The organism is Halomonas sp. Bachu 37 (genome assembly GCF_039691755.1).
Classification (GTDB): Bacteria; Pseudomonadota; Gammaproteobacteria; order Pseudomonadales; family Halomonadaceae; genus Vreelandella; species Vreelandella kashgarensis.
On record NZ_CP137552.1, the window covers coordinates 2,837,302 to 2,863,663 of the forward strand.

At 61.8% G+C, this 26,362-nt stretch carries 24 protein-coding genes; 18 read left to right on the forward strand and 6 right to left on the reverse strand.

The annotated features are described in order from the left end of the window. Positions 1-36 precede the first annotated feature (36 nt). Positions 37-1,173 carry an anhydro-N-acetylmuramic acid kinase gene (locus R5M92_RS12995; protein WP_346796378.1) on the forward strand — a complete coding sequence of 379 codons (1,137 nt, stop codon included), beginning with the start codon at positions 37-39 and terminating at the stop codon, positions 1,171-1,173. On the opposite strand, the gene R5M92_RS13000 is transcribed toward R5M92_RS12995, so the two are convergent. Both R5M92_RS13000 and R5M92_RS13005 read right to left on the reverse strand, forming a co-directional pair. Next, positions 1,174-2,334, reverse strand: a complete 1,161-nt coding sequence (locus R5M92_RS13000; protein WP_346796379.1) for a PilT/PilU family type 4a pilus ATPase — start codon at positions 2,332-2,334, stop codon at positions 1,174-1,176. A gap of 36 nt (positions 2,335-2,370) precedes the next feature. Beyond that, positions 2,371-3,405, reverse strand: coding sequence for a type IV pilus twitching motility protein PilT (locus tag R5M92_RS13005; protein WP_346796380.1), 1,035 nt, complete (start codon positions 3,403-3,405; stop codon positions 2,371-2,373). A 34-nt stretch (positions 3,406-3,439) separates the two neighbouring features. On the opposite strand from R5M92_RS13005, the gene R5M92_RS13010 reads away from it, so the two are divergent. From R5M92_RS13010 to R5M92_RS13035, 6 genes are read left to right on the forward strand one after another with little or no spacing between them, the layout of a single operon-like run. Next, complete coding sequence (locus tag R5M92_RS13010) at positions 3,440-4,153, forward strand: YggS family pyridoxal phosphate-dependent enzyme (protein ID WP_346796381.1); 714 nt, start codon at positions 3,440-3,442, stop codon at positions 4,151-4,153. 54 nt (positions 4,154-4,207) lie between these two features. Beyond that, entirely contained in the window at positions 4,208-5,032 is an 825-nt protein-coding gene (gene proC / locus R5M92_RS13015) for a pyrroline-5-carboxylate reductase (RefSeq protein WP_346796382.1), read from the forward strand. A 29-nt stretch (positions 5,033-5,061) separates the two neighbouring features. Next, positions 5,062-5,655, forward strand: coding sequence for a YggT family protein (locus R5M92_RS13020; RefSeq protein ID WP_346796383.1), 594 nt, complete (start codon positions 5,062-5,064; stop codon positions 5,653-5,655). A gap of 31 nt (positions 5,656-5,686) precedes the next feature. Beyond that, positions 5,687-6,868 carry a homoserine O-succinyltransferase MetX gene (metX, locus tag R5M92_RS13025; protein WP_346796384.1) on the forward strand — a complete coding sequence of 394 codons (1,182 nt, stop codon included), beginning with the start codon at positions 5,687-5,689 and terminating at the stop codon, positions 6,866-6,868. Next, positions 6,868-7,464, forward strand: a complete 597-nt coding sequence (metW, locus tag R5M92_RS13030; RefSeq protein ID WP_346799367.1) for a methionine biosynthesis protein MetW — start codon at positions 6,868-6,870, stop codon at positions 7,462-7,464. Before metX ends, metW begins: the two co-directional genes overlap by 1 nt. 22 nt (positions 7,465-7,486) lie before the next feature. After that, positions 7,487-7,942, forward strand: a complete 456-nt coding sequence (locus tag R5M92_RS13035) for a DUF4426 domain-containing protein (protein WP_346796385.1) — start codon at positions 7,487-7,489, stop codon at positions 7,940-7,942. Between the two features lie 41 nt (positions 7,943-7,983). Here the strand turns inward: R5M92_RS13035 and sfsA are convergent, their stop codons facing one another. Together sfsA and R5M92_RS13045 are read right to left on the reverse strand one after the other, a co-directional pair. Further along, positions 7,984-8,715, reverse strand: a complete 732-nt coding sequence (gene sfsA, locus R5M92_RS13040; protein ID WP_346796386.1) for a DNA/RNA nuclease SfsA — start codon at positions 8,713-8,715, stop codon at positions 7,984-7,986. Further along, complete coding sequence (locus tag R5M92_RS13045; protein WP_346796387.1) at positions 8,715-9,875, reverse strand: aminotransferase class I/II-fold pyridoxal phosphate-dependent enzyme; 1,161 nt, start codon at positions 9,873-9,875, stop codon at positions 8,715-8,717. Before R5M92_RS13045 ends, sfsA begins: the two co-directional genes overlap by 1 nt. A 190-nt stretch (positions 9,876-10,065) precedes the next feature. Here R5M92_RS13045 and dksA point away from each other — a divergent pair, with 190 nt between their 5' ends. The 11 genes from dksA (at position 10,066) to R5M92_RS13100 (ending at position 22,451) form a co-directional block, all read left to right on the forward strand. Next, positions 10,066-10,518, forward strand: coding sequence for an RNA polymerase-binding protein DksA (gene dksA / locus R5M92_RS13050; protein ID WP_346796388.1), 453 nt, complete (start codon positions 10,066-10,068; stop codon positions 10,516-10,518). A gap of 136 nt (positions 10,519-10,654) precedes the next feature. After that, entirely contained in the window at positions 10,655-11,560 is a 906-nt protein-coding gene (gene gluQRS / locus R5M92_RS13055) for a tRNA glutamyl-Q(34) synthetase GluQRS (RefSeq protein WP_346796389.1), read from the forward strand. 6 nt (positions 11,561-11,566) lie between these two features. Further along, a complete protein-coding gene (locus R5M92_RS13060; protein ID WP_346796390.1) occupies positions 11,567-11,743 on the forward strand; it encodes a hypothetical protein in 177 nt (58 codons plus the stop codon). Then, on the forward strand, positions 11,733-14,684 hold the full coding sequence (locus R5M92_RS13065; protein WP_346796391.1) for an ATP-binding protein: 2,952 nt from the start codon (positions 11,733-11,735) through the stop codon (positions 14,682-14,684). The genes R5M92_RS13060 and R5M92_RS13065 overlap by 11 nt, the downstream gene beginning before the upstream one ends. Next, a complete protein-coding gene (locus R5M92_RS13070; protein WP_346796392.1) occupies positions 14,662-16,032 on the forward strand; it encodes a sigma-54 dependent transcriptional regulator in 1,371 nt (456 codons plus the stop codon). The genes R5M92_RS13065 and R5M92_RS13070 overlap by 23 nt, the downstream gene beginning before the upstream one ends. 865 nt (positions 16,033-16,897) lie before the next feature. Then, positions 16,898-18,292, forward strand: coding sequence for a polynucleotide adenylyltransferase PcnB (gene pcnB, locus R5M92_RS13075; RefSeq protein WP_346796393.1), 1,395 nt, complete (start codon positions 16,898-16,900; stop codon positions 18,290-18,292). A gap of 1 nt (position 18,293) precedes the next feature. After that, positions 18,294-18,845, forward strand: coding sequence for a 2-amino-4-hydroxy-6-hydroxymethyldihydropteridine diphosphokinase (folK, locus tag R5M92_RS13080; protein WP_346796394.1), 552 nt, complete (start codon positions 18,294-18,296; stop codon positions 18,843-18,845). 101 nt (positions 18,846-18,946) lie between these two features. Further along, a complete protein-coding gene (gene panB, locus R5M92_RS13085; RefSeq protein WP_346796395.1) occupies positions 18,947-19,738 on the forward strand; it encodes a 3-methyl-2-oxobutanoate hydroxymethyltransferase in 792 nt (263 codons plus the stop codon). Positions 19,739-19,780: 42 nt separating this feature from the next. Beyond that, on the forward strand, positions 19,781-20,644 hold the full coding sequence (gene panC / locus R5M92_RS13090; protein ID WP_346796397.1) for a pantoate--beta-alanine ligase: 864 nt from the start codon (positions 19,781-19,783) through the stop codon (positions 20,642-20,644). A gap of 53 nt (positions 20,645-20,697) precedes the next feature. Beyond that, positions 20,698-21,078 (forward strand): aspartate 1-decarboxylase, encoded by a 381-nt coding sequence (gene panD, locus R5M92_RS13095; protein WP_346796398.1) that lies wholly within the window; start codon positions 20,698-20,700, stop codon positions 21,076-21,078. 197 nt (positions 21,079-21,275) lie between these two features. Next, positions 21,276-22,451, forward strand: a complete 1,176-nt coding sequence (locus tag R5M92_RS13100) for an acetyl-CoA C-acetyltransferase (RefSeq protein ID WP_346796399.1) — start codon at positions 21,276-21,278, stop codon at positions 22,449-22,451. Positions 22,452-22,573: 122 nt separating this feature from the next. Here the strand turns inward: R5M92_RS13100 and R5M92_RS13105 are convergent, their stop codons facing one another. Further along, a complete protein-coding gene (locus tag R5M92_RS13105) occupies positions 22,574-23,887 on the reverse strand; it encodes a PAS domain-containing methyl-accepting chemotaxis protein (protein WP_346796402.1) in 1,314 nt (437 codons plus the stop codon). Between the two features lie 197 nt (positions 23,888-24,084). Next, complete coding sequence (gene pnp / locus R5M92_RS13110; protein ID WP_346796404.1) at positions 24,085-26,235, reverse strand: polyribonucleotide nucleotidyltransferase; 2,151 nt, start codon at positions 26,233-26,235, stop codon at positions 24,085-24,087. Positions 26,236-26,362 lie beyond the last annotated feature (127 nt).

Consider the following 26,362-nt stretch of genomic DNA (forward strand, 5'->3'; position numbering starts at 1 on the left):
AAGGTTGAGTCTTCAACAGCCACAACGAGCCACGAGATGAAAGCAGACACCAATCGTTATTACATCGGTCTCATGTCCGGCACCAGCCTGGACGGCATCGATGCCGCCCTGGTCTGCATGGAGGCAACGACGCCCCGCTTGATCGCCACTCACGCCGAAGCCATGCCAGATGAGCTGTATCAGCGACTGCTTGCCTTGTGCCACGCTCCATCAGTGAGTTTCGCCGAGCTGGCCCTGGCCGAGGCGGCCTTCTGCCGACTCCAGGCTCGCGCCGTGCAGACCCTGCTTGAAACCACAGGGATGCCACCAACGCAGATTCAGGCCATCGGCAGCCATGGGCAGACCATTGAACACGCTCCCGGCGGCCACGATGGCGGCCCGGCCTATACGTTGCAGCTAGATAATCCCAGCCTGCTGGCGGAACTGACCGGCTGCGCCGTAGTGGGAGATTTCCGGCGTCGTGATCTTGCCGCGGGCGGCCAAGCCGCACCCTTGGCACCAGCGTTTCATCAGGCCGTCTTCGCGTCTGAAGAACATCATCAACTGATCCTGAACCTGGGCGGTTTTGCCAACCTTACCTGGCTGCCTCCTCGCGCCAGCGAGAGAAAGCCGCTGGGCTTCGATACCGGCCCTGCCAACGTATTACTGGACGCCTGGTATCAGCGACATCAGGGGGGAAGATTCGATCATGACGGCCGCTGGGCCGCAAGCGGTTACGTGGATACCACCCTGCTCGAGCGCTTGCTGGCCGAGCCCTTCTTCCAGCAAGCTCCGCCCCGCAGTACCGGCCGGGAAATGTTTCATCTGCCTTGGCTGGAATCCCACCTTCGTGGCGCAGAGACCTCGGCGGATGTGCAGGCCACACTCGCCGAATTGACCGCGGCCAGCGTGGCTCAGGGGATCATCCAATTGGGCCTGGACGATACCGACCCGGTGGTGCTGATTCCCTGCGGAGGAGGAGCGCACAACCCCGATCTGCTTGCTCGCCTGGCAGGTTACGTACCGAACATAGCATTGCGGGACAGCGCCGACTGGGGATGGCCAGCGGACTGGATGGAAGCCGGCGCTTTCGCCTGGCTCGCGCACCAACGGCTACACGGCTTGCCCGGCAACCTCCCCTCGGTCACCGGCGCCCGAGGGCCACGTATCCTGGGCGGCATCTACGCGCCGTGATCAGTAATCTTCTTCGTCGCGCAGGGCCAGCTGGCTCGGCGCCTCCGCGGCGGGCACAACATCCCTATGCTCGCCAAACTTGATCATCATGCGCAGATCGTTGGCGGAATCGGCATGCGCCAGGGCCACTTCCTCGCTGATGAGATCGGCACGGTAGAGATCAAAAAGCGCCTGATCGAAGGTCTGCATCCCGCCATCACGGGACTTTGCCATCGCCGGCTTGATTTCTCCCACTGCCCCCTTGCTGATCAGGTCGGCGATACGCGGAGACTGCAACATGATCTCGATGGCCGGATAGCGACCGCCGCCCACCCTGGGCATGAGCTGCTGCGCCACGATCGCCTTGAGATTGAGCGATAGGTCCATCCATATCTGTTCATGACGCTCGTGAGGAAAGAAGTTGATGATACGATCGAGCGCCTGGTTGGCATTGTTGGCGTGCAGCGTCGCCAGGCACAGGTGTCCGGTTTCAGCAAAGGTCAAGGCATGCTGCATGGTTTCCCGGGTGCGAATCTCGCCGATCAGAATCACATCCGGCGCCTGGCGCAGGGTGTTCTTCAGCGCCACCTCGAAGGACTCGGTATCGATGCCGACTTCTCGCTGATTGACGATGGCCTTCTTGTGCGGGTGAATATATTCGATGGGATCTTCCACACTGATGATATGCCCACCGATGGTCTCGTTGCGCTGCTGGATCATCGCTGCCAAGGTCGTCGATTTCCCTGTGCCGCTCCCTCCCACCACCAGTACCAGGCCGCGCTTGGCCTGCGCCAGGTCGGCCAGTTGCGGCGGGACGCCCAGCTCATCCAGCCGGGGGATTTCCAGCGAGATGCGCCGGATCACCATCGCCATCTGGTTGCGCTGCTGGAAGGCACTCACGCGAAAGCGCCCCTTTTCGCCCAGGCTCAGGGCGAAATTCGCCTCTCGGTCCTGATGGAACCGCCCCCGCAGCCCCTCCGGCAGCGTGACACCGACCAACTCGCTGACCTGATGCTGGCTCAGGCAGTGCTTGCCCAGCGGTACCAGGCCCTGAGCCATCTTCAAACTCGGCGGGGCACCCGCCGAAATCAAAAGGTCCGACGCCTGCTGTGTCACCATGATATCGAGCAGTTGATGCAGCCACTGGATCGGCGTCAGGCTTCCCTCGTGAGCTTCAGTCATGTCTTGTTGTCCTTCGCGCTAACTGACGGCAGGCCTCTATAAAGCCAAGTCGCCCTTGGCACGGGCTTGTGCCTCTTCGACGCTGACCACACCCTCTTTCACCAGCCGTTCCAACGAGGAGTTCAGTGTCTGCATGCCCAGGTTGCCGCCGGTCTGGATAGCGGAGTAGATCTGCGCCACCTTGTCTTCGCGGATCAAGTTACGCACCGCCGCTGTGGCGACAAGGATTTCATGGGCCGCCACGCGCCCGCCGCCCTGACGCTTGAGCAACGATTGCGATATTACCGCCTGCAGCGACTCCGACAGCATCGAACGCACCATGGCCTTCTCCTCGCCGGGGAAGACATCGATGATGCGGTCGATGGTCTTGGCCGCCGAGGTGGTGTGCAGTGTACCGAAGACCAGGTGGCCGGTTTCCGCTGCGGTAAGCGCCAGACGAATGGTTTCCAGGTCGCGCAACTCACCCACCAGGATGACATCCGGATCTTCACGCAGCGCGCTGCGCAGCGCCTGGGCGAAACCATGGGTATCGCGATGCACTTCACGCTGGTTGATCAGGCAACGTTTGCTGGTATGCACGAACTCGACCGGGTCCTCGATGGTGAGGATATGCTCGAAGCGCTTGTCGTTTATGTAATCGATCATCGCCGCCAGGGTAGTGCTTTTACCCGAACCGGTTGGACCCGTCACCAGTACCAGCCCACGGGGCAACATCGCCAGTCGCTCGAACACCTCCCCCAGGCCGAGATCCGCCATGCTCGAGACCTGACTGGGGATGGTGCGAAATACCGCGCCAGCGCCACGCGCCTGGTTGAAGGCATTGACGCGAAACCGCGACACCCCCGGCACTTCGAAGGAAAAGTCCGTCTCCATGTGCTCTTCATAGTCACGCCGCTGGCGATCCCCCATGATGTCGTAGATCAGCTTGCGCACCTCGCTATTGTCCATGGCGGGAACATTGAGTCGGCGAATATCGCCGTCAACGCGTATCATCGGCGGCAGGCCCGCCGACAGGTGCAGGTCCGACGCATTCTGTTTTGCCGAAAACGCCAGCAGTTCGGTAATATCCATTCCACTTCCCCAGCTGCGGTAAGGTTGATTGAGTATGACAGACATCGCGCTCCCCGAGTCACTCGCCGCTGCTCGCGAACGCCTGCATGTGGCACTGGAAAACGCCGGACGACCGATCAACGACGCGCGACTGCTGGCGGTAAGCAAGACCAAGCCCGCCGACATGATCCGCCAGGCCTGGCAGCTCGGCCAGCGCGAATTCGGCGAAAACTACTTGCAGGAGGCGCTGGACAAGCAGGCCCAGCTCGCCGATCTCGAGGGGCTCGTCTGGCATTTTATCGGCCCCCTGCAGTCCAACAAGACCCGCGCCGTCGCGGAACGCTTCGACTGGGTACACAGTGTCGACCGTGCCAAGATCGCCCGGCGGCTCAGCGAACAGCGCCCGACAGAGTTGCCCCCCTTGAACGTATGCATTCAGGTCAATATGAGCGGGGAAACCTCTAAGTCAGGTGTATCACTCGACGAGCTTTCGCAACTGGCGAGCGAGATCGCCGGGTTGCCGAACTTGAATTTACGCGGCCTGATGACGATTCCCGCACCGACAGAGACACTTGAAGCCCAGCGCAAACCGCTGGCCGCCCTGCGCGAGGCCTTCCTGCAGCTCAAGCAAGCGTTTCCCGACGCGCCCCTGGATACTCTCTCGATGGGCATGAGCGACGACCTGGAAGCCGCCATACTCGAAGGCGCCACCCTGGTCCGCCTGGGCACGGCCATCTTTGGCGCACGCGGCAGCGCAAGCGAAACGTAATTTTCATGCCGGTACTGCCGGCGGCAATCCTCTCAACAGGACATAAAAACTTACATGGCGACTAACATCACCTTCATCGGCGCCGGCAACATGACGGGCGCCATCATCGGCGGCCTGATCGACAGCGGCGTATCCCCGGCGGCCATCACCGCCACCTCCCCCAGCGAATCCATGCTGGCGCCGGTCAAGACACGCTACGGCATTACTACCCATACCGATAATCAAGAGGCGATAAGCGGTGCCGATATCGTGGTACTGGCGGTCAAGCCGCAAATCATGCGCGACGTGTGCAAGGAGCTTCGCGACAGCATTCAGCGCGAACGGCCGCTGGTCATCTCGATCGCTGCCGGACTCGATGCAGACACCATCGACGGCTGGCTGGGTGGCGGCCTGGCCGTGGTACGCTGTATGCCCAATACGCCATCCCTGGTGGGTTATGGCGCCAGCGGCCTATTCGCCAATGCGGCGGTCAGCGAGCAGCAGCGCCAGGATGCCACCCAGCTCATGCAAGCCGTGGGTATCGTCGAATGGGTCGAAGAGGAAGCCTTGCTGGATGCCGTCACCGCCGTTTCCGGCAGCGCTCCCGCCTATTTCTTTCTGATGTTCGAAGCCATGGAAGAGGCCGGGACACGCCTCGGCCTTCCCGCTGACACGGCAAGACGCCTGGCGATCCAGACGGCAATGGGTGCGGCACGCATGGCCGCTCAGAGTGAAAGCGACCCCGCCACCCTGAAGAAGAACGTCATGTCGCCCGGCGGAACCACCGAACGCGCCATCGAGCACATGGAAAGCGCCCACCTGCGCGACATCATCGAAGACGCCATGCAGGCCTGCGCCGCCCGCGCCCAGGAAATGGCCAAGGAACTCAGCGGCGAATAAACGCCAACGGACTGTAATGGAGGTGCCTCATGGGCAACCAATTGGGAAGTGCCGGCCTGATGCTGGTCAACACCCTGATCAACATTTACCTATTCTTGTTGATGCTGCGATTTCTGCTGCAAGCGTCGCGAGCGGACTACTACAATCCGCTGAGCCAGTCGGTGGTGAAGATCACCCAGCCGGTGGTCGGACTGTTTCAGGGCTTTCTCGGCCCGGTGGCCTGCCGCTTCGACCTGGCCACGCTAGCCGCCGGTTTCGTGCTCAAGGTGCTGACCATGGTGGCGATCTTCCAGGTGATCGGTGTCGGCTTCCCGCCTGTCGCCGGGTTGCTCATCGCCGGGGTGGCGGCCCTTGCCAATGCCATTCTGAAGATCTACTTCTTTGCCCTGATCGTCATGATCATCCTCAGCTGGGTCGCGCCCAATGCCAACCATCCGGGGGCGATGCTAGTGATGCAACTGGTCGAGCCGATCATGGCGCCGGTGCGCAAGGTCATTCCGCCGCTGGGCATGATCGATCTTTCTCCCATCGTGGTTTTCATCGCGATCAATCTGATCGATGGCCTCGTGGTGGGGTCGTTGATTCGTGCGGCGGGTATTTCCGGCGCTCTGGTCGGCTTATGATTAACACTTCCTGCTGGACACGGATTTCTTGATGCCTGACTCATCTGTTACCGCCTCGGAGCCCCTGCCACGGAGTTCCGTCGGTCTCGTCACCCCGCAGATCGCCCATTTCGACACCCCCTTGCCGCTGGCCTGCGGCAAGGTGCTGCCAGCCTACGACCTGGTGTACGAGACCTACGGCACCTTGAATGCCGAGCGCAGCAACGCCGTGCTGATCTGCCATGCTCTGTCCGGCCATCATCATGCGGCGGGCTACCACAGTGCCGATGAAGCCAAGCCCGGCTGGTGGGATGCCCATATCGGTCCCGGCAAATCCATCGATACCGATCATTTCTTCGTCGTTTCCCTGAACAATCTCGGCGGTTGCCACGGCAGTACCGGCCCCACCAGTCCCAACCCGGAAACCGGGCGCCAATGGGGGCCGGACTTTCCCATGGTCACGGTCAGCGACTGGGTCAAAAGCCAGGCGCGCCTGGCGGATCACCTGGGCATCGAGCGCTTTGCCGCCGCAGTGGGCGGCAGCCTGGGCGGCATGCAGGTTCTGCAGTGGACCATGGCCTACCCCGAACGGGTCGCCAATGCGGTGGTGATCGCCGCCACACCGAGGCTTTCCGCGCAGAACATCGCCTTCAACGAAGTCGCGCGCCAAGCCATTCGCTCGGATACCGAATTTCATGACGGTTGGTACGGCGAACAGCACACCGTGCCCAAGCGGGGTCTGAAGCTGGCGCGCATGGTGGGGCATATCACCTATCTTTCGGAAGACGCCATGGGTCACAAGTTCGGCCGCGACCTGCGCAGCGAAGATCTCAATTTCGGTTACGACGTCGAGTTTCAGGTGGAGTCCTATCTGCGCTACCAGGGCGATGCCTTTTCCACCACCTTCGATGCCAATACCTACCTGCTGATGACCAAGGCGCTGGATTACTTCGATCCCGCCGCCATTCACGGCGGTGACCTGGCCCGTGCCCTGGCACCGGCCCAGTGCCCATTTCTGGTGGTGAGCTTCACCACCGACTGGCGCTTCCCTCCCTCGCGTTCCCGCGAACTGGTCGATGCTCTGATCAGCGCCGGCAAGCCGGTGAGCTACGCCAATATCGATTCGCCCCACGGCCACGATGCGTTCCTGCTTCCGGAGCCGCGCTATTGCGCCGTCTTCAGCGCCTACATGAACCGGGTCGCACGCGACTTGGGCTTACCGGAGATATCATGATGCGTGCGGATCTGGAACTGATTTACGACTGGGTGCCCGAAGGCGCTCACGTCCTCGATCTCGCCTGTGGCGATGGTGTGCTGCTGGATACCCTGTCGCGCCGCAAGCAGGTTACCGGCTACGGCCTGGAGATCGACCCCGACGGACTTACCGCTTGTGTGTCACGGGGCGTCAGCGTCATCGAACACAACCTGGACGACGGCCTGGGCAGCTTTGCCGATAATACCTACGACCTGGTGATCATGACCCAGGCGCTGCAGGCGCTACGCCGCCCGGACAGGATGCTCGACGAGATGATGCGTGTCGCCAGGGAGGGCATCATCACCTTTCCCAATTTCGCCTACTGGCGTCACCGCGTGTACCTGGGTATCCGCGGCTACATGCCGGTTTCCAAGTCGTTGCCCCACGCCTGGTACGACACGCCCAATATTCACCTCTCCACGTTCAATGATTTTGAACACCTGTGCCGTGAGAAGGGTCTGATGATCGTCGATCGCGCCGTCGGTGTGGGGGACCACCGAGGCCACTGGTCTTCACGCCTCTGGCCCAATCTGTTCGGCGAGATCGCCATCTTCCGCGTCCGCCGCCGACCTTAACTTGTCTACAGGAGACCTTGGAATGTTACGTCGCTTCCTGGCACGCGCCAGTTTCGCCCTCACCCTGACACTGGGATTGGGCGGCCCCGCCCTGGCCGAGCAGTACACCCAGGTGGGCGATTTTGAAATCCACTACAATGCCGTCAACACCAGTTTCCTGACGCCGGAAGTGGCGCAAGCCAACAACATCCAGCGCAGCCAGGGGCTGGCGCTGCTCAATGTCAGCGTCCGTGAGGTTCAGGAGGAAGGCGATACACGAGCGGTCAATGCCGGCGTCGAGGGAACGGTCAGCGGATTGACCGGGGAAGCCCAGAACCTGGCCTTCCGTACGGTCCACGACGGTGACTCGACGTATCATCTCGCCACCTTCCGCATCCGCGAGGACGAGCCCATGCGCTTCGATCTCGACGTACGTTACGACCGCAATGCCGAGCCCGTCGAGATCAGCTTTATCCAACGCTTCTATCTGGAGCGATAGTACTGGAGCGGACACGATAGCGGCGCAAGCGATAAGCTCAACTAGGCCCAGCGGATCGGCACAGGGGCGGCCAGAGCAACGCCTTCCGGCCGCCCCTGCTGGCGGGTGAAACTCACGCGATATGCCAGCAGTTCCACTCCCGCCCTGGCTGCTTCATGCAGCGCCCGGGCATAGACCGGGTCGATATGTTCGGCGGCAGCGACGTCGTCGATTCCTTCATGGGCCACGCAGAACAGCAGCACGGCCCTGCGTCCTGCCTTTGCCAACTCGGCCAGGCTCGCCAGATGCTTGGTGCCACGAACGCTTACCGCATCGGGAAAGTAGCCATGGCCGTCCGGCTCCTTCAAGGTGACCTGTTTTACTTCTACGTAGGCCTCTCCCCGTTCGGCATCCGCCAGTTTGAAATCCAGTCGGGCGTCATTCACCTTGACCTCCCGGCGCAGCTCGGAATACCCCTTCAGGGGAGTCACGACACCAGACTGCAAGGCGGCCTCGACGATGCGGTTGGTGCGTCCGGTATGCACCGAGGCCAGGGCGGTGGTGCCGTCGTCTTGCGCCAGCTCGATCAATTCCCAGGTCCAGGCCAGCTTGCGTTTGGGGTTGTCGCTGGCGGAGAGCCACACGCGGCTACCCGGGACGTTGACCGCACGCATGGAACCGGTATTGGGGCAGTGCGCCAGCACCTCGCGCCCATCGTCCAGGCGGATATCGGCCAGAAAACGCTTGTAGCGCCGCAACAGCACCCCGGGCACCAGTGGCGGGTAAGCCACCATCACAAGCGTTCCACAAAGCGTGCCAGACGGGCCACGGCCTCCTCCAGCCGCGCCTCCTCGGTGGTAAAGGCGATGCGCACATGGTGCTCCCCTCCCCGCACGGCAAAGTCGATGCCCGGCGTGATCGCCACGTTCTCCTCCTCCAACAGCCGTTGGCAGAACGTCTGGCTATCGCGGCTATAGCGGGAAATATCCAGCCACAGGTAGAAAGCGCCCTGGGGCGCCAGGGTGGGAGCCAGCCCCAGCGGCGCCAGCCCGGCAAGCAGCGTATCGCGGCGCTGCTTGAGAACGGCCCGCCGATGCTCGAGGATTTCCCGGCTCTGGGGTGTGAAAGCGGCCAGGGCGGCGTGCTGCGAGGGAGTCGGCGCGGCCAGGAACACGTTCTGGGCCAGCCGGGTCAAGGGTTCCACCGCCGCCTCGGGCGCCACCAGCCAACCCAGGCGCCAGCCCGTCATGCCGAAATACTTGGAGAAGCTGTTCACCACGAAGGCATCCGGTGTCAGCGCGGTGGCGGAAAGCGGCACGGAGTCGTAATTCAAACCCTGGTAGATTTCATCCACCAGTAGATGCCCGCCGCGTTGGCCAACCTGGTCGATCACGGCCTTGAGCGGCCCCGCTTCCAGGGTGTGCCCGGTGGGGTTGGACGGCGAGGCGAGCATCGCCAGGCGCGTGTTCTCACGCCAGTGCTGCGCGACAAGCGATGCATCAAGTTGCCAGCCGCTGCTGGCATCAACGCTGACCGTATCCACTTCGGCACCGGCCAGGGCCATGAAATGGCGATTGCAGGGATAGTTGGGGTCTGCCATCAAGACCCGGTCGCCGGGCCCAGCCAACAGCTGGCTGGCCAACAGCAACGCGCCGGAGGCGCCCGGCGTGACCAGAATTCGCTCCGGCGCCACCACGGCATCGAAATGCTCGGCATAGTGGCGGGAAATGGCCTCACGCAGGGCCGGCAAGCCGGCGGCCGGGGTATACCGCGTGGCCCCGGCATCCAGGGCCTGCCGCCCGGCGTCCAGTACCGGCGCTGGGGTGGGGAAGTCAGGCTCCCCGACTTCCAGGTGAATGACATCGTGTCCGGCGGCTTCGCGTGCCTGGGCCAGTTCCAGCAAGTGCATGACCCGAAACGGGGCAACCAGGTTGACGCGGGGATTCCAGGCCATATCGACTTCCTTAAATTGTGACGCTTTCGGGTACGCTCGAGCAGCGCTGACCCGAGTTAGCCTAATGTATCAAAGCGCACCATTATGCTTGCAAAGCGTTCGATTTTCAGCTAAACAAGCATCCCTTTGGCGTGAAATCCTCGGCCTTGCCGGGATTGATCAGCAGTCACCATCGTCACGAGGCACTCCCATGCCAGTAGCGGAAAAAGCGTCAGCGCAACAGAAAACAGAAACGCTCGATAAATTCACCCCGTATGAGCCGGCCCCGGGTGAGGAGTACATGAACGAGCAACAGCTGGAACATTTCCGGCAGATCTTGCTTGGCTGGAAGCGGGACCTCATGGAAGAAGTGGATCGTACGGTGCGGCATCTTCAGGAGGATGCCAACAACTACGCCGACCCCGCCGACCGTGCCACCCAGGAAGAAGGCTTCAGCCTGGAGCTGCGCACCCGGGACCGCGAGCGCAAACTGCTCAAGAAGATCAACGAAACCCTGGACATGATCGATGAGGACGATTACGGCTTCTGCGAAGCCTGTGGCGTCGAAATCGGTATCCGGCGCCTGGAAGCCCGCCCCACGGCCACCCTGTGTGTCGACTGCAAGACCTTGGCGGAACTCAAGGAAAAGCAGCTGGGTAGCTGACCGGGGCAAGGCTTGCGCAAATCGCAACCGCGCACTTGAACGGGCACCCTAGGGTGCCCGTTTGCATGTTGACCCGAGAAACCGATCCAGAGATTTCGACCCAGAGACCGACCCTGAGACTGACCCTGAGATAGGCATGACGCATTCAAGCGCATATCGTGGCCGTTTCGCTCCCACGCCGTCAGGCCCGCTGCATTTTGGCTCCCTGGTGGCGGCATTGGGAAGTTTTCTCGATGCCCGCGCGGCGGGTGGGGAATGGTATGTCCGTATCGAGGACATCGATCCACCCCGCTGCCCCGCCGGGGCGGATGACACCATCTTGCGCCAGCTCGAACGCTTCGGCCTGGAGTGGGACGGCACGGTGATGTACCAGAGCCGGCGCGACGCGGCCTACGCCGAGACTCTCGAGCGCCTCGAGCAGCTCGACTTGGTCTATCCTTGCAGTTGCTCGCGCAAGCAGTGGCGTGACTACCCCATCTATCCCGGCTGGTGCCGCACGGCAGTGTGCGACCCGCGCAAGCCCCAGGCCTGGCGCTTGCGCAGCGACAGGGGCGCCTGTCCTCATCAGTGGACGGATCGGCTTTTCGGCGTGCAGAACCTTGACCCGGAAGCGCTCGGCGATGTGGTGCTCCGGCGCAAGGATGGGCTGTGGGCCTACCAGCTGGCGGTGGTGGTCGATGACGGCGCGCAGCACATCACCGACGTGGTGCGCGGCGTAGACCTACTCGACAACACGCCCTGGCAGCGGCTGCTGCAACACGCCCTGGGATTGCCCGAGCCTCGCTACCTGCACCTGCCGTTGATCGTGACCAGCGAGGGCCAGAAACTCTCCAAGCAGAATCTGGCCCCGGCCCTGCCCGAGCAGCCGGATCGGATTCGCCGCCTGCTGGTCCAGGCCTTGCAGGCGCTCGACCAGGCGCCCCCCGCCGAACTGGCCGAGGCCGATGTCGCCACGCAACTGCAGTGGGCGATTTCCCACTGGCGGGTGGACGCCCTGCGACCGTCACCCCACCGCGTGCAAACGACACACGCCCAGGAGTAATCGCGTATGTACGTCTATCGGATCATGCTGTTTCTGGTATTCAGCGGCTATCTGTTTTCACCGCTGCTGATGAGCGGCTGGGGGGACCCGGACGTCGTCTGGTATCGGCCCTTTGCGATCTGGGGCGGGCTGATCGCCCTGAGCCTGTGGCTGGAACAGAAAAGGAAATTGGATGAGCGGTGAGCTGATCGCGCTGCTGGCGCTCGGTTTCGGCTACCTTGCGCTGCTGTTCGGCTGCGGCCTGGGGGTGGAACGCGGCTGGATTCCGGTACGCATCGTCCGTCATCCGGCGGTGTACACCCTGGCTCTCGGGGTCTACGCCAGCGCCTGGGCGGTGTATGGCAGCCTGGAGCTGGCCGCCAGTGCCGGATACGGCTATCTGGCTTATTACCTGGGCATTGCTGGCGCCTTTCTGCTGGCCCCGGTGCTGCTCGTACCCATCCAGCGCATCACGCGAACCTATCAGTTGGCGTCACTGGCGGACCTGTTCGCCTTTCGATTCCGTACCCGTTGGGCCGGCACCCTGATTACGCTGATCAGCCTCCTCGCGGTGTTACCGCTTCTCGCCTTGCAGGTCAAAACCCTGGGCGAAGCCATTCAGCACATGACCGGCATCGCCAACCCCGGCTGGGTGGCGTTATCCCTGTGTAGCGGCATCGCCCTGTTTGCGGTGGTGTTCGGCGCTCGCCACAGCCATCTCCATGCCCGTCACGATACGCTTCTGGCCACGATCGCCTTCGAGTCCATCGTCAAGCTGGCCGCCATGCTGGGGCTGGGACTCGTCGCCCTGTTTGTGGTCTTCGACGGCCCGGCGGATCTCCAGCAGTGGCTGCAGGGGCCGGGGTTGGCGACACAGGCAGCCACGCCACGCCTGGACCCGACCCAGTGGCGCACCCTGCTGTTGCTGTTCTTTGCCGCGGCCTTTCTGATGCCGCACATGTTCCATATCACCTTCGCCGAAACCCTGTCGCGGCGTACCTTGTTGCAGGCCGGCTGGACGTTGCCGCTGTTCCTCCTGCTCATGGCGCTTCCGGTTCCGTTGATACTCTGGGCCGCCCAGGCGCAGGGCAGCACCGAGCCGTTGGCTCCCGCCTACGCCGCCTATGCCCTGTCGCAAAGCTGGTGGGTGGGGGCGCTGGCATTCGTCGCCGGCCTGGCCGCCGCCAGTGGCACCATGATCATCATATCCCTGGCCCTGTCGGGGATGATCCTCAACCATATCGTGCTGGTGGCGCACCCGCCGGAAGCGCGCCCCGACCTCTACGGCTGGCTGCGCTGGCTGCGTCGGGGTCTGGTCGTCGCCGTGGTGCTGGGCGGCTGGGTCTTCTATCGCACCGTGGGAGTGAACCATGACCTGACCGCCCTGGGATTGACGGCGTTCGTGGGCATGGCCCAGTGCCTGCCCGGCATGCTGGCGCTGCTGTACTGGCCGGGCGCCAATCGCAACGGCATGATAGCGGGGCTGGCCGCAGGAATTGCCATATGGCTATGGGGCCTGTGGTTACCGTTGCTGTTCGAGCTCCCCCTGCCAACCCTGCCGATTCCTCTGGACGCCTTGGCCCAGACGCCCCACTGGTATCAGATCACGCTGATATCACTGGCCGGCAACCTGATCATGCTGATGACCGTTTCGCTGTTTACCCGCACCTCCGCAGGAGAGAAAGCCGCGGCCGAAGCTTGCTCGGTGGACGCCGTCATCCGCTCCAAGCGCCTGCCACTGGAAGCCGTCACCGCTGCCGATTTCCCCCACCAACTGGCCCAAGCGCTAGGTGACGACGCAGCCCGGCGAGAGGTCACCCGGGCCCTGAAAGCCCTGGGCCTGGAGGAGAACGAGCGCCGCCCCTATGCCCTGCGTCGCTTGCGCGACCGCATCCAGGCCAACCTTTCGGGACTGATGGGACCCTCGGTGGCGCGGGATATCGTCGACCGCTACCTGCCCTACCGTCACGACGGCAGTACCGCCACCGACGACATTCATTTCGTCGAAAGCCGCCTCGAGGCCTATCGTTCACGCCTGACCGGCCTGGCCAGGGAGCTGGATGGCCTGCGCCGCCATCACCGCCGTACGCTGTCACACCTGCCGCTGGGGCTATGCATCTTCGGTGACGATGACGAGCTGGTCATGTGGAATGATGCCCTGGCCGAGCTTTCCGGCATCGAAGGCGACAGCATCATCGGCGCAAGACGCGACAGTCTTCCCGCTCCCTGGCCGGACCTGCTCGGCAGAGCGCTCACCGGCGATCGCACCCCGTTGTACAAGCAGCCGGCCACGATAAAAGGACGACCGCGCTTTCTCACGTTGCACAAGGCAGTGCTCAGCGACCACGATAGCCGTGGAGGCAGCGTGATCCTGATCGAGGATCACACCGAAATGAAATGGCTGGAGGATGAACTGGTGCATGCCGCTCGCCTGGCGTCCATCGGCCAATTGGCGGCGGGGGTGGCCCATGAGATCGGCAACCCGATCACCGGCATTTCCTCCCTGGCGCAAAACCTGCGTTACGATACGGACGATCCGGCACTTCTGGAAACCGCCAACCAGATCCAGCAACTCACCGAACGGGTAACGCGCATCGTCAATTCGCTGGTCGGTTTCGCCCATGGCGGCCGCCAGGCGACACCGCTACCCGATACGCCAGCTTCGCTATCCAGCATCAGCCGGGAAGCCTTGCACTTGATCCACCTGGCACGCTCGGGCGAGGATGTGGAATTCATCAACGCCTGTCCCGCCGACCTGACGGTCAGGGGGGACGCCCAGCGGCTGATGCAAGTGATGGTGAACCTGCTGAGCAATGCCCGCGATGCCTGCGCTGCAGGTGGTCGAGTCATTATCGAAGCCGGCGCGCAAGGGGCTCAGGCCTGGTGGCAAGTGACCGATGACGGCCCCGGCATCGACCCGGCCATCCGCGAGCACGTGTTCGAGCCGTTCACCACCACCAAGAGCGCTGGGAAAGGAACCGGTCTCGGCCTGTCGCTGGCTTATCAGATCGTGGCCGAGCATGAAGGGAAAATCGAGATTTTTTCTCCCGTTCCCGGTGACAACCGCGGCACCCGCCTTAGGGTGTGGCTGCCGCTCTACCCACAGGATGCCCTGCTCGCTCATGCGCCGAATACTGATTGTTGAAGATGAAGCCATCATTCGTAGCGCCCTGCGTCGCCTGCTGGAGCGCCAATCCTATGCGGTCAGCGAGGCCGGCAGCGCGGAAGAGGCCCGGGCGCTGGCGCTCGATGAATTCGACCTGATCATCAGCGACCTGCGACTTTCCGGCGATCCGGGTACGGCACTGATCGCGGCGGCGGCACCGATCCCGGTGCTGATCATGACCAGCTACGCCAGCATGCGCTCGGCGGTGGACGCCCTGAAGCTCGGGGCGGTGGACTACGTCGCCAAGCCCTTCGACCACGATGAGCTGCTGGAAACGGTGGCGCGCATTCTGCATCAACGCGCCAGCCTGGAAAGCGTGCCACCGGCCGTTACCGTCGAGGGCGGCTGCCGCCAACCGATGATCGGCGACTGTACCGCCATGCAGCAGGTCTATACGCGAATCAGCAAGACCGCTCCCGCCGATGTCACGGTACTGATCCAGGGCGAGTCGGGGACTGGCAAGGAGCTGGTCGCCCGAGCACTGCACCAGCAAAGCAAGCGTGCTGGCGCTCCGCTTATCTGCGTCAATTGTGCGGCGATACCGGAAACGCTGATCGAGTCCGAGCTATTCGGTCACGAAAAAGGTGCCTTCACCGGTGCCAGCGCCGCCCGTACCGGCCTGGTCGAAGCCGCCGACGGGGGCACCCTGTTCCTCGACGAAATCGGCGAATTGCCGCTGGATGCCCAGGCACGCCTGTTGCGGGTGCTTCAGGAAGGCGAGATCCGCAAGATCGGCTCGGTGGAAACCCGCCATGTCGACGTGCGCCTCATTGCCGCTACCCACCGCGACCTTCGCGCGCTATCCAAAAGCGGCGAATTCCGCCTCGACCTCTACTATCGCCTGAATGTGATGCAGATAGATCTGCCCCCGCTGCGCGAGCGCGAAGACGACGTGCTGAAGATCGCCGATATTCTGCTCGAAAAAGCCTGCAAGCGGCATGGCCGTGAAGGTTTGCGCCTGTCACGCGCCGCTCGACAGGATCTTCACGATTATCCGTGGCCGGGTAATGTGCGGGAGCTGGAGAATGCCCTGGAACGGGGCGTGATCCTTGCCGAAGGGCATCTGATCCATTCCGACGATCTGGGCCTTGCGCCCTCGCCGCCCCGGCCCACTCCTGCACCGGCGACACCCGGCGCCAGCGAAGATAGCGATGCCGATGGCGATCTCTCCCTGGAGGATTACTTCCAGCACTTCGTTCTCGAGCATCAGGACCAGATGAGTGAAACCGAACTGGCCCAGAAGCTCGGCATCAGCCGCAAGAACCTCTGGGAGCGCCGTCAGCGCTTGGGAATCCCGCGCAAGAAAACGACGCGCCGACCCTCTTGAACGCAGCGGCCGGTTAGTGCAATGGCCGGCTTATCAGCCGGCCATTGCACTAACGTCTAAGACCTTGAATTACGAAGTTTTTGCTCCCTTTCCGACTGTTACCCCAACATCTGTTACTTCCCCACACACCCAACATTCGAAAACACGGTTTTGCGGTAACACTTCCCAGCCAGCTCTCCGCCCCGCTTCTCTTACAGCTTCTTATCTGCATGAAATATATGAATAAAGAACTTGGTGGCACAGCGAGTGCAATATTACTGGGCAAGAAGAACAGAAAAATGTGGGCAACGCGGCTGAGCGCAAACAACAACAACTTCCTTCAGTCCCGACAAAGCCTGGGCAATAAAAACAACAAGCTCGGGCAGTCAATGAGATAGCCATAGCAATAACAACAAGGCATGCCATCTCATCCACTTATGCCAATGCCAAGAATATCAAGCAGTGGCAGAACAATAACAAAACAGAGTAGTGGAATGCCCTAGACAGGACGCGACGTGCGCCAACGACAGCCAACAATAACAATTGTCGTATCGCGTACACCCGGCAATAACAATAACTCGCCGGAGAGAGAAGCAGTCGCGGTTGGATTATTGTTTTGAATACGAGGCGGTCGCCTTGCGAGTGTCGACTGCGGTGCGTATTCAGGGCGATGTGCCATCACGAAGAAAAACAGCAGCATGGATGCTGATTGTTCGCTTAAAAAAGGAGGCCTTCGAGGCCTCCTTTTTCTATATCCGAGAGTTACCTTTCTACCTTACCCGAGCGTTCAATTACCGGGTAAGCTTTGCAAGCCCTTGGGGGTCGGCTACACTCTCCCGCTTGCAACCCATTTATTTTTCCGCACTCCGCGAGTCGATATCGCCGCATGTTCAAAGGATTTACCCGTTTCCTGCAAAGTCCGAGCGAGCACATCAAGACGTTGTTCGAACCCCAGGGAAACCCACCCGGCCCCCTGGTGCCCCAAGTGATCCCGCGTGAAGAGCACCCGGTTTCCCGCCAGCACTTCAGTGAAGCTGCCCTCAAAGTGTTGTACCGCCTGCATAAAGCGGGGTTCGACGCCTATCTTGTGGGCGGCTGCATCCGGGATGCCTTGCTGGGCAAGATGCCCAAGGACTTTGATGTCGCCACCAATGCCACCCCGGAAGAGGTGCGCGACCTGTTTCGCAATTCGCGGCTGATCGGTCGCCGTTTTCGTATCGTCCATGTGCGTTTCGGCCGTGAGGTGATCGAGGTCACCACCTTCCGCGGCAAGCCCAGCGATGAGCACGGCGGCCATCTAGCTCAGCAATCCGATGCCGGCCTGCTGTTGCGCGACAATGTCTGGGGCAGCATCGAAGAAGACGCCATCCGGCGGGATTTCACCATCAATGCGCTCTACTACAGCATCGCGGATTTCTCGATTCATGATTTCGCCGGCGGAGTCCGGGACATCGAGTCGCGAACCCTGCGCTTGATCGGCGAACCCGAGACCCGTTACCGCGAGGATCCGGTACGCATGTTGCGGGCGATTCGCTTTGCCGCCAAGCTCGATTTCACCCTCGACCCGGCCACCGAGGCGCCGCTCGCCGACTGTGCCCCGCTGCTGTTGCAGATTCCTCCGGCGCGCCTATTCGACGAAGTACTCAAGCTGTTCATGGCCGGTCACGGCCTAGCCACGTTCCGTCTGCTGAGCGAATACGGCCTGTTCGCCATGCTTTTCCCCGAAGCCGAAGAGGCCATGGTCGATCTCCCCTGGTTCGAGGGCATGATCGAACTGGCGCTGGAAAATACTGACAAGCGCATCGCCGAAGAGCGCCCGGTGACCCCAGCTTTTCTGCTGGCCGCCTTTTTGTGGGCGCCGGTACTTCAGCGCCAGGCCATTTTCGAACAGGAGGGCATGCCGGCCATACCCGCGCTTCAGGCCGCCGCCCAGCAAGTAATCTCGCGCCAGCTTCAGCATACCTCCATTCCCAAGCGCTTCGGCATGCCCATGCGCGAAATATGGGAACTGCAGCAGCGCTTGCCCCAACTACGCGGCAAGCGGGCCTTCCAGACCCGGGAGCACCCCCGTTTTCGTGCTGCCTATGACCTGCTGCTGCTGCGCGAGCAGGCCGGAGAGCTGGAGCCAGGGCTCGGCGACTGGTGGACGGCCTTTCAAAAAGGCGATGAGCACGAACAGCGTCGTCTGTTGCAGAAAGCCGGAGGCGACCCCGCCAGCCAGGGTCAGGGGCGGCGCAAAAGACGGCGTAAGCGTAAACCCCGGCCATCTCAGGGCGATTAGAATGGGGCGCTATCCACCGCAAAGCGTCTATATCGGGCTTGGCAGCAATCTGGATGATCCCGTGGATCAAGTGAGCCAGGCACTGGAAGCCTTGCGCCACCTTCCCGTGACTCGCCATGTGAGCTCGTCGCAACTCTATCGCAGCCGCCCGGTCGGCCCTCAGGACCAGCCCGATTTCATCAACGCCGTTGCCCGGCTGGAAACTCGGCTCTCACCGCTGGCCCTGCTCGATCAGCTCCAGGCGCTGGAACAGCATCATAGCCGCCGACGTCCCAGGCGCTGGGGGCCGCGCACTCTGGACCTGGACCTGCTGCTGTACGGCGAACAAACGCTGGCCCTGCCCCGCTTGACGCTCCCCCATCCGGAAATGACTCGGCGCGGCTTCGTCCTCCTGCCACTACAGGAGCTCGCTCCCAACCTGTCGCTGCAAGGAAGACCGCTCCAGGCCTGGCTCGACGCCTTGTCTACTGACCAGCACCCGGTCCCTCTCGACAGAACCCTTCATAGCGCTCCTTCCGCACCGTCACTCGACACCGGCAATGCATTCAGGTAACAATCACCGGCTACGCCTCCAGGTGTCCGCACCACGACGGCGATTCCCATTATGGTTGGACGCCAATGTCGCGCCGACCGCTGAAAATACGAGAGCACGCCATGAAAACCGTCACCCTGAGCACGTTGCAGGCGTTCAAACGCGCCGGCGAGCCGTTCAGCTGCCTGACCGCCTATGACGCTTCCTTCGCCCATACCGCCAGTCAAGCCGGCATCGAGGTGCTGTTGGTGGGCGATTCCCTGGGCATGGTGCTGCAAGGCCATAACAGTACGCTTCCCGTTACCCTTGATGACATCTGCTACCACACCCGCTGCGCGGCACGGGGTAAAACGGCCAGTTTGTTGATGGTGGATCTGCCTTTCATGAGCAATACCAGCACCGAGCGGCTGCTCAACGATGCCGGAGCGCTGATGCGCGCCGGTGCCGAACTGGTCAAGCTCGAGGGCGAAGCGTGGATGGCGGAAGGAATTCGTGAGCTGACCCGCCGCGGGGTTCCGGTATGCGCCCACCTCGGTCTCACCCCGCAGACGGTGTATCAGCTGGGCGGCTACAAGGTGCAGGGACGCGACGCCGAGCAGGCCGAGCGGATCATCAACGATGCCAGGATCCTCGTCGAGGCGGGCGCGTCGGTAATTCTACTGGAATGCGTGCCGGCCAGCCTGGGCAAAGCCGTCACACAAGCGCTGGATGTCCCCGTCATCGGCATTGGCGCCGGACCCGATACCGACGGCCAGATTCTGGTCATGCATGACGTGCTGGGAGTCACCCATGGGCGTACGCCGCGTTTCGTGAAGAACTTCATGACAGAAGCCGCTTCCATCCAGGGCGCCTTCACGCAGTATCACGATGCCGTAAAGACACGCGCCTTTCCCGCCCCCGAGCACTGCTTCTAATTCAATGTCCATTCTTGACCAACGTTTCGATCTGGAATTGTGATGCGCACCTTACGAGACATCCAGGCCCTGCGTGATGCGCTGGGCGAGTATCGCCGCCGTGGCCAGCGCATCGCCCTGGTCCCTACCATGGGCAACCTGCACGCTGGCCATCTAACGCTGGTGGAGAGCGCTCGGCGCAATGCGGACGTGGTAGTCGCCAGCCTGTTCGTCAATCCCATGCAGTTCGGCCCCGGGGAGGATCTCGACGCCTACCCGCGCACTTTCGCCGAAGACCAGCAACAGCTCGAGACCAACGATTGCGACGTGCTGTTCGCGCCCACCACCGCTACCCTCTACCCCTTTGGGCTCGAGCAGCAGAGCCGTGTGCATGTACCCGGTGTCAGCGAAGGATTGTGTGGCGGGACCCGGCCCGGCCATTTCGATGGCGTGGCGACGGTGGTCACCATGCTGTTCAACCTGGTGCAACCGGATAGCGCCTTTTTCGGCGAGAAGGATTACCAGCAGCTGGCGGTGATCCGCAAGCTCGTGCGCGACCTGCACATGCCGGTCGAGATCGTCGGCGTGCCTATCGTCCGCGCCGAGGACGGGCTCGCGCTGTCCTCGCGCAATGGCTATCTCGATGCCTCCCAGCGCGCCATCGCGCCACAGCTCCACCGGACGCTGCAACGCTTACGCCAGGACCTGGAAGCCGGCAAGCCCGCATCTGCAGTGCTCCAGCAGGGCCGCGAAGCGTTGCACGATGCCGGATTCGTTCCCGACTATCTCGAACTGCGCGACCCTCTGCTCGGCCCCGTGACTCCCGCCACTCGCAATGCCGTTCTGCTGGTCGCGGCGCAACTGGGACCGGCACGATTGATCGACAACCTCGGTGTCTGCCTGCCGTCCGCCGCGCCGGCCGGTTAACCCGGCGAAAGCCACCAAGTTCGCCACAACAAGTCGCTACAACAGGACATTCAATGCACACCATCATGCTCAAGGCCAAGCTCCATATGGCACGCGTCACCCATGCCGTCCTCAACTACGAGGGCTCGTGCGCGATCGACGGCGACCTGCTGGATATGGCCGGTATTCGCGAAAACGAACAGATCCAGATCTACAACGTGGAAAACGGCGAACGCTTCACGACCTACGCCATACGCGGTGAAGAAGGCTCGCGGATGATCTCCATCAACGGAGCCGCCGCTCACCTGGCGTCACCCGGGCACCGCATCATCATCTGCAGTTACGCCCATTACAGCGAGGCAGAGCTCGACGCCCATCAGCCCGCTCTGGTCTATCTACAGGAAGGCAATGTGGTCAGTCACACCAGCAACGCCATTCCCGTCCAACTGGCCTGACCAGGCACCACGCTTGCTTTCCCGTCCGGGTCGACATGCTCGGCCCTTTTTTCAAGACTGGCCACGCCTTACCAACCTCCGAGCAATATGGCCAAAAAAGCGTATTGCCGCAGCGCACAACCTTCCCCTATGCTGTAGAAAGTACGCCAACCGGGCGCACACTTGCGCCCCGCTCTACAATATTCAGGAGTCATCCCATGCAAGAAGTGGTGATTGTTGCTGCACGTCGTACCGCCATCGGTTCCTTTGGCGGCTCCCTGGCCGGCATTCCCGCCAGCGATCTCGGCGCCTTGGTGATCAAGGATATTCTCGCCAGCACCGGTGTTTCCCCGGAGCAAGTGGATGAAGTCCTGCTGGGACAGGTCCTTACCGCTGGCGCTGGGCAGAATCCGGCACGCCAGGCCTCGATCAAGGCAGGACTGCCCGACTCGGTTCCCGCCATGACCATCAACAAGGTATGCGGCTCAGGCCTGAAGGCGCTACATCTGGCCACCCAGGCCATCCGCTGCGGCGACGCCGACCTGATACTCGCCGGCGGCCAGGAGAACATGTCGCTGTCGCCCCACGTGCTGCCCAATTCCCGTAATGGCCAGCGCATGGGCGACTGGAAAGCCATCGATTCCATGGTGCATGACGGTCTGTGGGACGCGTTCAATAACTACCACATGGGCGTCACCGCCGAGAACCTGGCGGAGAAATACGGCATCACCCGTGAGGAGATGGACGAGTTCGCCGCCCAGTCTCAACACAACGCCGCCCAGGCAATCAAGGATGGGCGCTTCAAGAGCCAGATCGTGCCGGTGGAAATTCCCCAGCGCAAAGGCGACCCGATTATCTTCGATACCGACGAGAATCCGCGTGAAGTTTCGGCGGAAAAACTCGGCGGCATGAAGCCTGCCTTCAAGAAGGACGGTACGGTAACCGCGGGCAATGCCTCCTCGCTCAACGACGGCGCTGCCGTGGTCATGATCTGTTCCGCCGAAAAGGCCAAGGAACTCGGGCTTGAGCCGCTGGCTCGTGTTGCCGGTTACGCCAACGCCGCCGTCGACCCGGCCATCATGGGCATCGGCCCGGCACCGGCCACGCGTCGTTGCCTGGAGAAAGCCGGCTGGAGCCTGGAAGATCTGGACCTGGTGGAAGCCAACGAAGCGTTCGCCGCCCAGGCGATGTCGGTCAATAAAGAGCTTGGCTGGGATGTCAGCAAGGTCAACGTCAACGGTGGCGCCATCGCCCTGGGTCACCCCATCGGCGCTTCAGGCTGCCGTGTGCTGGTGTCCTTGCTGCATGAGATGATCGCCCGTGACGCCAAGAAAGGCCTGGCGACGCTATGTATCGGTGGTGGTCAGGGTGTTGCCCTGGCAATTGAAAGATAAACACGCCAATAGAGATAAAATCGCCGACTGAAGCCGACAGCGTGCTCTGGAGTTTCCGGAGCACGTTTTTTTCGGCCAGCCAAAAGGCAACGGCGCAGGCTCACAGCATACACGCTAGGCGTTTACGCCGCGCCCTGTTCAGTGGTGAGCCGGTCGATGGAGGCGGTCACGTTGCGGGCTCCCGACAGGATCTCGCCGACGATTTTCTCGATATCGCTCATGTAGGCCTGGACCTGTTCGCTTTTCACAACCGCCGACTGCATCTGATCGCTCGCCTGAGCCACCATGGCATCATTGGTCGCCAGTACCCCACCAATCTGCCTCACGGCTTCCCCCGAGCGCTGGGCAAGCTGCCTGACTTCGTTTGCCACGACGGCGAAGCCCTTACCTTGTTCACCGGCATGGGCTGCCTCGATGGTGGCATTCAGCGACAGCAGGTTGGTCTGTTCGGCAATACGTGCAATACCTTCCGTGATGCTGTTGATGTTCTGCGCCTGGGCAACGAGCTGTTGGACGATTTCACGGGCATGGCCCATCTCTTCAACCGATGCGACACACTCGCTGACGACATCACGAAGACGCTCCATGCCGTTTGTCGCAATCTGTTCCGTTTCGGTTGATGTTTCCTGCGCTGACAGGACCGCAGCACGCGCAGCCTCGGCCGCCTTGACGTCTCGGGTGACATCGGTGGCGAACTTCACCACGCTGATCACGCTTCCGCTTGCGTCGATGACCGGGTTGTACGTTGCTTCCAGCCACAGTTCATCGCCGGTTGCGGTAACACGTTCGAACTTCCCCTGGCGGAACTCGCCTTGCGCCAAGCGCGACCAGAAATCGGGGTTTTTCCGATAGAAGGCCTCGCGACAGAACATCCGATGATGCCGGCCCCGCACTTGTGCCAGCGAGTAGCCGGTAGCAGCGAGAAAATTGGTATTCGCGTTCATAACCTTGCCATCTGGCGTGAACTCGATAACCGCCATGGACTTGCCGAGGGCCTCCACTATTGCCGTCTGCGTCATCATGGTCTTCTGTTTCTCGGTGACATCGTTGGCGATCTTGACGACGTGGGTGACCCTCCCTGCCCGGTCTGAGACGGGAAGATAAGTCGCCTCGATCCAGACGTCGCGGCCGCCCTTGTCGAGCCGTTGAAACAACCCGGCACGATGCTCTCCCCGAGCCAGCGCTTCCCAGAATTCCCGGTACTCTTCGCTCTCGGCATAGTCTGGCAGGCAGAATATGCGGTGATGCCGACCGACGACCTCCGACGCTTGATAGCCCAATGCGCTCAAGAACATGGGGCTTACCTGCTTGATGACCCCTTGGGGAGTAAAGGTGATCGAGGCGGTATGTCGATGTAGCGCTTTTTCCAAAGAGGAACGGGATTTACGTGAGCCAAAGGTGGGAGAAGAGAGAAGCGAAATGAACGAAGTCAGCATGGGGAAACCTTGGTGTATAATTAGTTTTAATTATTGTACAGACTCTGTACATTCAAGAAAAAAGCTTACATGCCTCTTTTCAACGACTTCCTCAACGATGCCTCTCGACTACGCTTGCAGGCGTACGCAACACCAGTAACAAGACCGCCCCCGCAGCGGAAGCTGCGGGGGCGGATCAGGTATCGCTAGAAGCCGATCTAGATCGCAGTTTCGGCTTCAGCGGCGGCAAAAGCCGATTTTTCTTCCTCGGTGATCTCCTTCATGGAGAGCTTGACGCGATTACGGTTGTCGATGTCGAGCACCTTGACCACTACCTCGTCATCTTCGTTGAGGAAGTCGCGCACGTTGTTGACGCGCTCGGGTACTATCTGAGAGATATGCACCAACCCGTCGGTTCCCGGCATGATATTGACGAAGGCGCCAAAGTCGGCGATGCGCACCACCTTGCCCTTGTACAGCTTGCCGATTTCCGCTTCGGCGGTGATCGCCAGCACGGTATCGATGGCACGCTTGGCGGCGGCCTTGTCTTCGGCGTAGATACGTACGCTGCCGTCGTCGTCGAGATCGATGGAGGCACCGGTATCTTCGCAGATCTTGCGAATGGTGGCGCCACCCTTGCCGATCACGTCGCGGATCTTGTCCGGCGCTATCTTGATCGTTGCCATGGAAGGGGCGTTTTCCGACACGTCCTCACGGCTCTGGCCGATCACCGCGTTCATCTGCTCGAGGATCTGCTGCCGTGCGGCGTGGGCCTGCATCAGTGCGGTTTCCATGATCTCCTCGTTGATGCCCTCGATCTTGATATCCATCTGCAGGGCGGTCACGCCTTCTGCGGAGCCGGCGACCTTGAAGTCCATGTCGCCGAGATGGTCCTCATCACCCAGGATGTCGGTCAACACGGCAAAGCCGTCTTCATCCTTGACCAGGCCCATGGCGATACCCGCCACCGGTGCCTTCAGCGGTACACCGGCATCCATCAACGCCAGCGAGGAGCCGCAGACGGACGCCATGGAGCTGGAACCGTTGGACTCGGTGATCTCGGACACTACGCGAATGGTGTAGGGGAAAGCGTCTTCCGCCGGCAGCATCGCCTGGATGCCCCGGCGTGCCAGACGACCGTGGCCTATTTCACGCCGCTTCGGGCCGCCCATGAAGCCCGCTTCACCCACGCAATACGGAGGGAAGTTGTAGTGCAGCATGAAGCGGTCCTTGCGCTCGCCTTCGAGTGATTCGATCAGCTGGGAATCACGCAGCGTACCCAAGGTGGCGATGGCGATCGCCTGGGTTTCCCCGCGAGTGAAAACCGCCGAGCCGTGGGCCTTGGGCAGCGTGCCGACTTCGATGTCCAGCGGACGCACGGTGCGGTTGTCGCGACCGTCGATACGCGGCTCGCCCTTGACCACGCGGGAGCGCACCACGCGCTTTTCCAGGGCGGCAAAAGCACCTTTGACGTCATCGGCGCTGAACTGGCCGTCCTCTTCGCCGGCCAGCTGCTCGACGGCTTCCGCCTTCGCCGCGCTCAAAGCCTCCTGACGCGCCATCTTGTCGGTAATGCGGTAGGCCTCTCCCACCTTGGCTTCAAAGGCTTGGGCCACGGCGCTCTTCAACGCCGCGTTCTCCTCTGCCGGTTGCCAATCCCAGCGGGGCTTGCCGGCTTCGGCGGTCAATTCCTTGATCGCACCGATCGCGGCCTGCATCTCCTGATGGCCGAACAGTACGGCACCCAGCATTTCGTCTTCGAGCAATTCCTGGGCTTCGGATTCCACCATCAGTACCGCTTTTTCGGTACCCGCCACTACCATGTTCAGCTCGGAGGTAGCCAGCTCTTCCACGGTGGGGTTGAGGAAATAGCCCTGCTCTTCGTTGAAGCCGACACGCGCCGCGCCGATGGGGCCATTGAAGGGAACGCCGGCAATCATCAGCGCCGCCGAGGTACCCAGCATAGCGGCAATATCCGGATCGTGGTTACGGTCGGTGGACAGCACCGTACAGATGACCTGAACCTCGTTCATGAAGCCCTTGGGAAACAGCGGGCGAATCGGGCGGTCGATCAGGCGCGAGGTCAGGGTCTCTTTCTCGGTCGGACGCCCTTCACGCTTGAAGAAGCCGCCGGGAATCTTGCCCACGGCGTAGGTTTTCTCCTGGTAGTGCACGGAGAGTGGAAAAAATGGTTGTGCGGGGTTGGCCGCTTTTCTGGCCACAACGGTACACAGCACCACGGTATCGTCCATGGTGACCATGACGGCACCGGTAGCCTGGCGAGCGATACGCCCGGTTTCGAGCGTGACGGTGCTACGACCGTACTGGAATGTTTTCTTGACCGGATTCACGGCGACTTCCTTCAGCATTATCAATATCTACTTGTCTATGTTGGGTCGTTTGACTCGCCACCATTCTAGGCGCTGTGGCGCGCCAGGGCTACCGATACACGGCTTGGCATGACACTCGGGGACGATTTACAGCGGCCACCAACGA

Bases quoted from the DNA above. Each gene is read 5' to 3' on its own strand.
- R5M92_RS12995 (WP_346796378.1), top strand. From the start codon at position 37: ATGAAAGCAGACACCAATCGTTATTACATCGGTCTCATGTCCGGCACC.
- R5M92_RS13000 (WP_346796379.1), bottom strand. From the start codon at position 2,334: ATGACTGAAGCTCACGAGGGAAGCCTGACGCCGATCCAGTGGCTGCAT.
- R5M92_RS13005 (WP_346796380.1), bottom strand. From the start codon at position 3,405: ATGGATATTACCGAACTGCTGGCGTTTTCGGCAAAACAGAATGCGTCG.
- R5M92_RS13010 (WP_346796381.1), top strand. From the start codon at position 3,440: ATGACAGACATCGCGCTCCCCGAGTCACTCGCCGCTGCTCGCGAACGC.
- proC (WP_346796382.1), top strand. From the start codon at position 4,208: ATGGCGACTAACATCACCTTCATCGGCGCCGGCAACATGACGGGCGCC.
- R5M92_RS13020 (WP_346796383.1), top strand. From the start codon at position 5,062: ATGGGCAACCAATTGGGAAGTGCCGGCCTGATGCTGGTCAACACCCTG.
- metX (WP_346796384.1), top strand. From the start codon at position 5,687: ATGCCTGACTCATCTGTTACCGCCTCGGAGCCCCTGCCACGGAGTTCC.
- metW (WP_346799367.1), top strand. From the start codon at position 6,868: ATGCGTGCGGATCTGGAACTGATTTACGACTGGGTGCCCGAAGGCGCT.
- R5M92_RS13035 (WP_346796385.1), top strand. From the start codon at position 7,487: ATGTTACGTCGCTTCCTGGCACGCGCCAGTTTCGCCCTCACCCTGACA.
- sfsA (WP_346796386.1), bottom strand. From the start codon at position 8,715: ATGGTGGCTTACCCGCCACTGGTGCCCGGGGTGCTGTTGCGGCGCTAC.
- R5M92_RS13045 (WP_346796387.1), bottom strand. From the start codon at position 9,875: ATGGCCTGGAATCCCCGCGTCAACCTGGTTGCCCCGTTTCGGGTCATG.
- dksA (WP_346796388.1), top strand. From the start codon at position 10,066: ATGCCAGTAGCGGAAAAAGCGTCAGCGCAACAGAAAACAGAAACGCTC.
- gluQRS (WP_346796389.1), top strand. From the start codon at position 10,655: ATGACGCATTCAAGCGCATATCGTGGCCGTTTCGCTCCCACGCCGTCA.
- R5M92_RS13060 (WP_346796390.1), top strand. From the start codon at position 11,567: ATGTACGTCTATCGGATCATGCTGTTTCTGGTATTCAGCGGCTATCTG.
- R5M92_RS13065 (WP_346796391.1), top strand. From the start codon at position 11,733: ATGAGCGGTGAGCTGATCGCGCTGCTGGCGCTCGGTTTCGGCTACCTT.
- R5M92_RS13070 (WP_346796392.1), top strand. From the start codon at position 14,662: ATGCGCCGAATACTGATTGTTGAAGATGAAGCCATCATTCGTAGCGCC.
- pcnB (WP_346796393.1), top strand. From the start codon at position 16,898: ATGTTCAAAGGATTTACCCGTTTCCTGCAAAGTCCGAGCGAGCACATC.
- folK (WP_346796394.1), top strand. From the start codon at position 18,294: ATGGGGCGCTATCCACCGCAAAGCGTCTATATCGGGCTTGGCAGCAAT.
- panB (WP_346796395.1), top strand. From the start codon at position 18,947: ATGAAAACCGTCACCCTGAGCACGTTGCAGGCGTTCAAACGCGCCGGC.
- panC (WP_346796397.1), top strand. From the start codon at position 19,781: ATGCGCACCTTACGAGACATCCAGGCCCTGCGTGATGCGCTGGGCGAG.
- panD (WP_346796398.1), top strand. From the start codon at position 20,698: ATGCACACCATCATGCTCAAGGCCAAGCTCCATATGGCACGCGTCACC.
- R5M92_RS13100 (WP_346796399.1), top strand. From the start codon at position 21,276: ATGCAAGAAGTGGTGATTGTTGCTGCACGTCGTACCGCCATCGGTTCC.
- R5M92_RS13105 (WP_346796402.1), bottom strand. From the start codon at position 23,887: ATGCTGACTTCGTTCATTTCGCTTCTCTCTTCTCCCACCTTTGGCTCA.
- pnp (WP_346796404.1), bottom strand. From the start codon at position 26,235: ATGCTGAAGGAAGTCGCCGTGAATCCGGTCAAGAAAACATTCCAGTAC.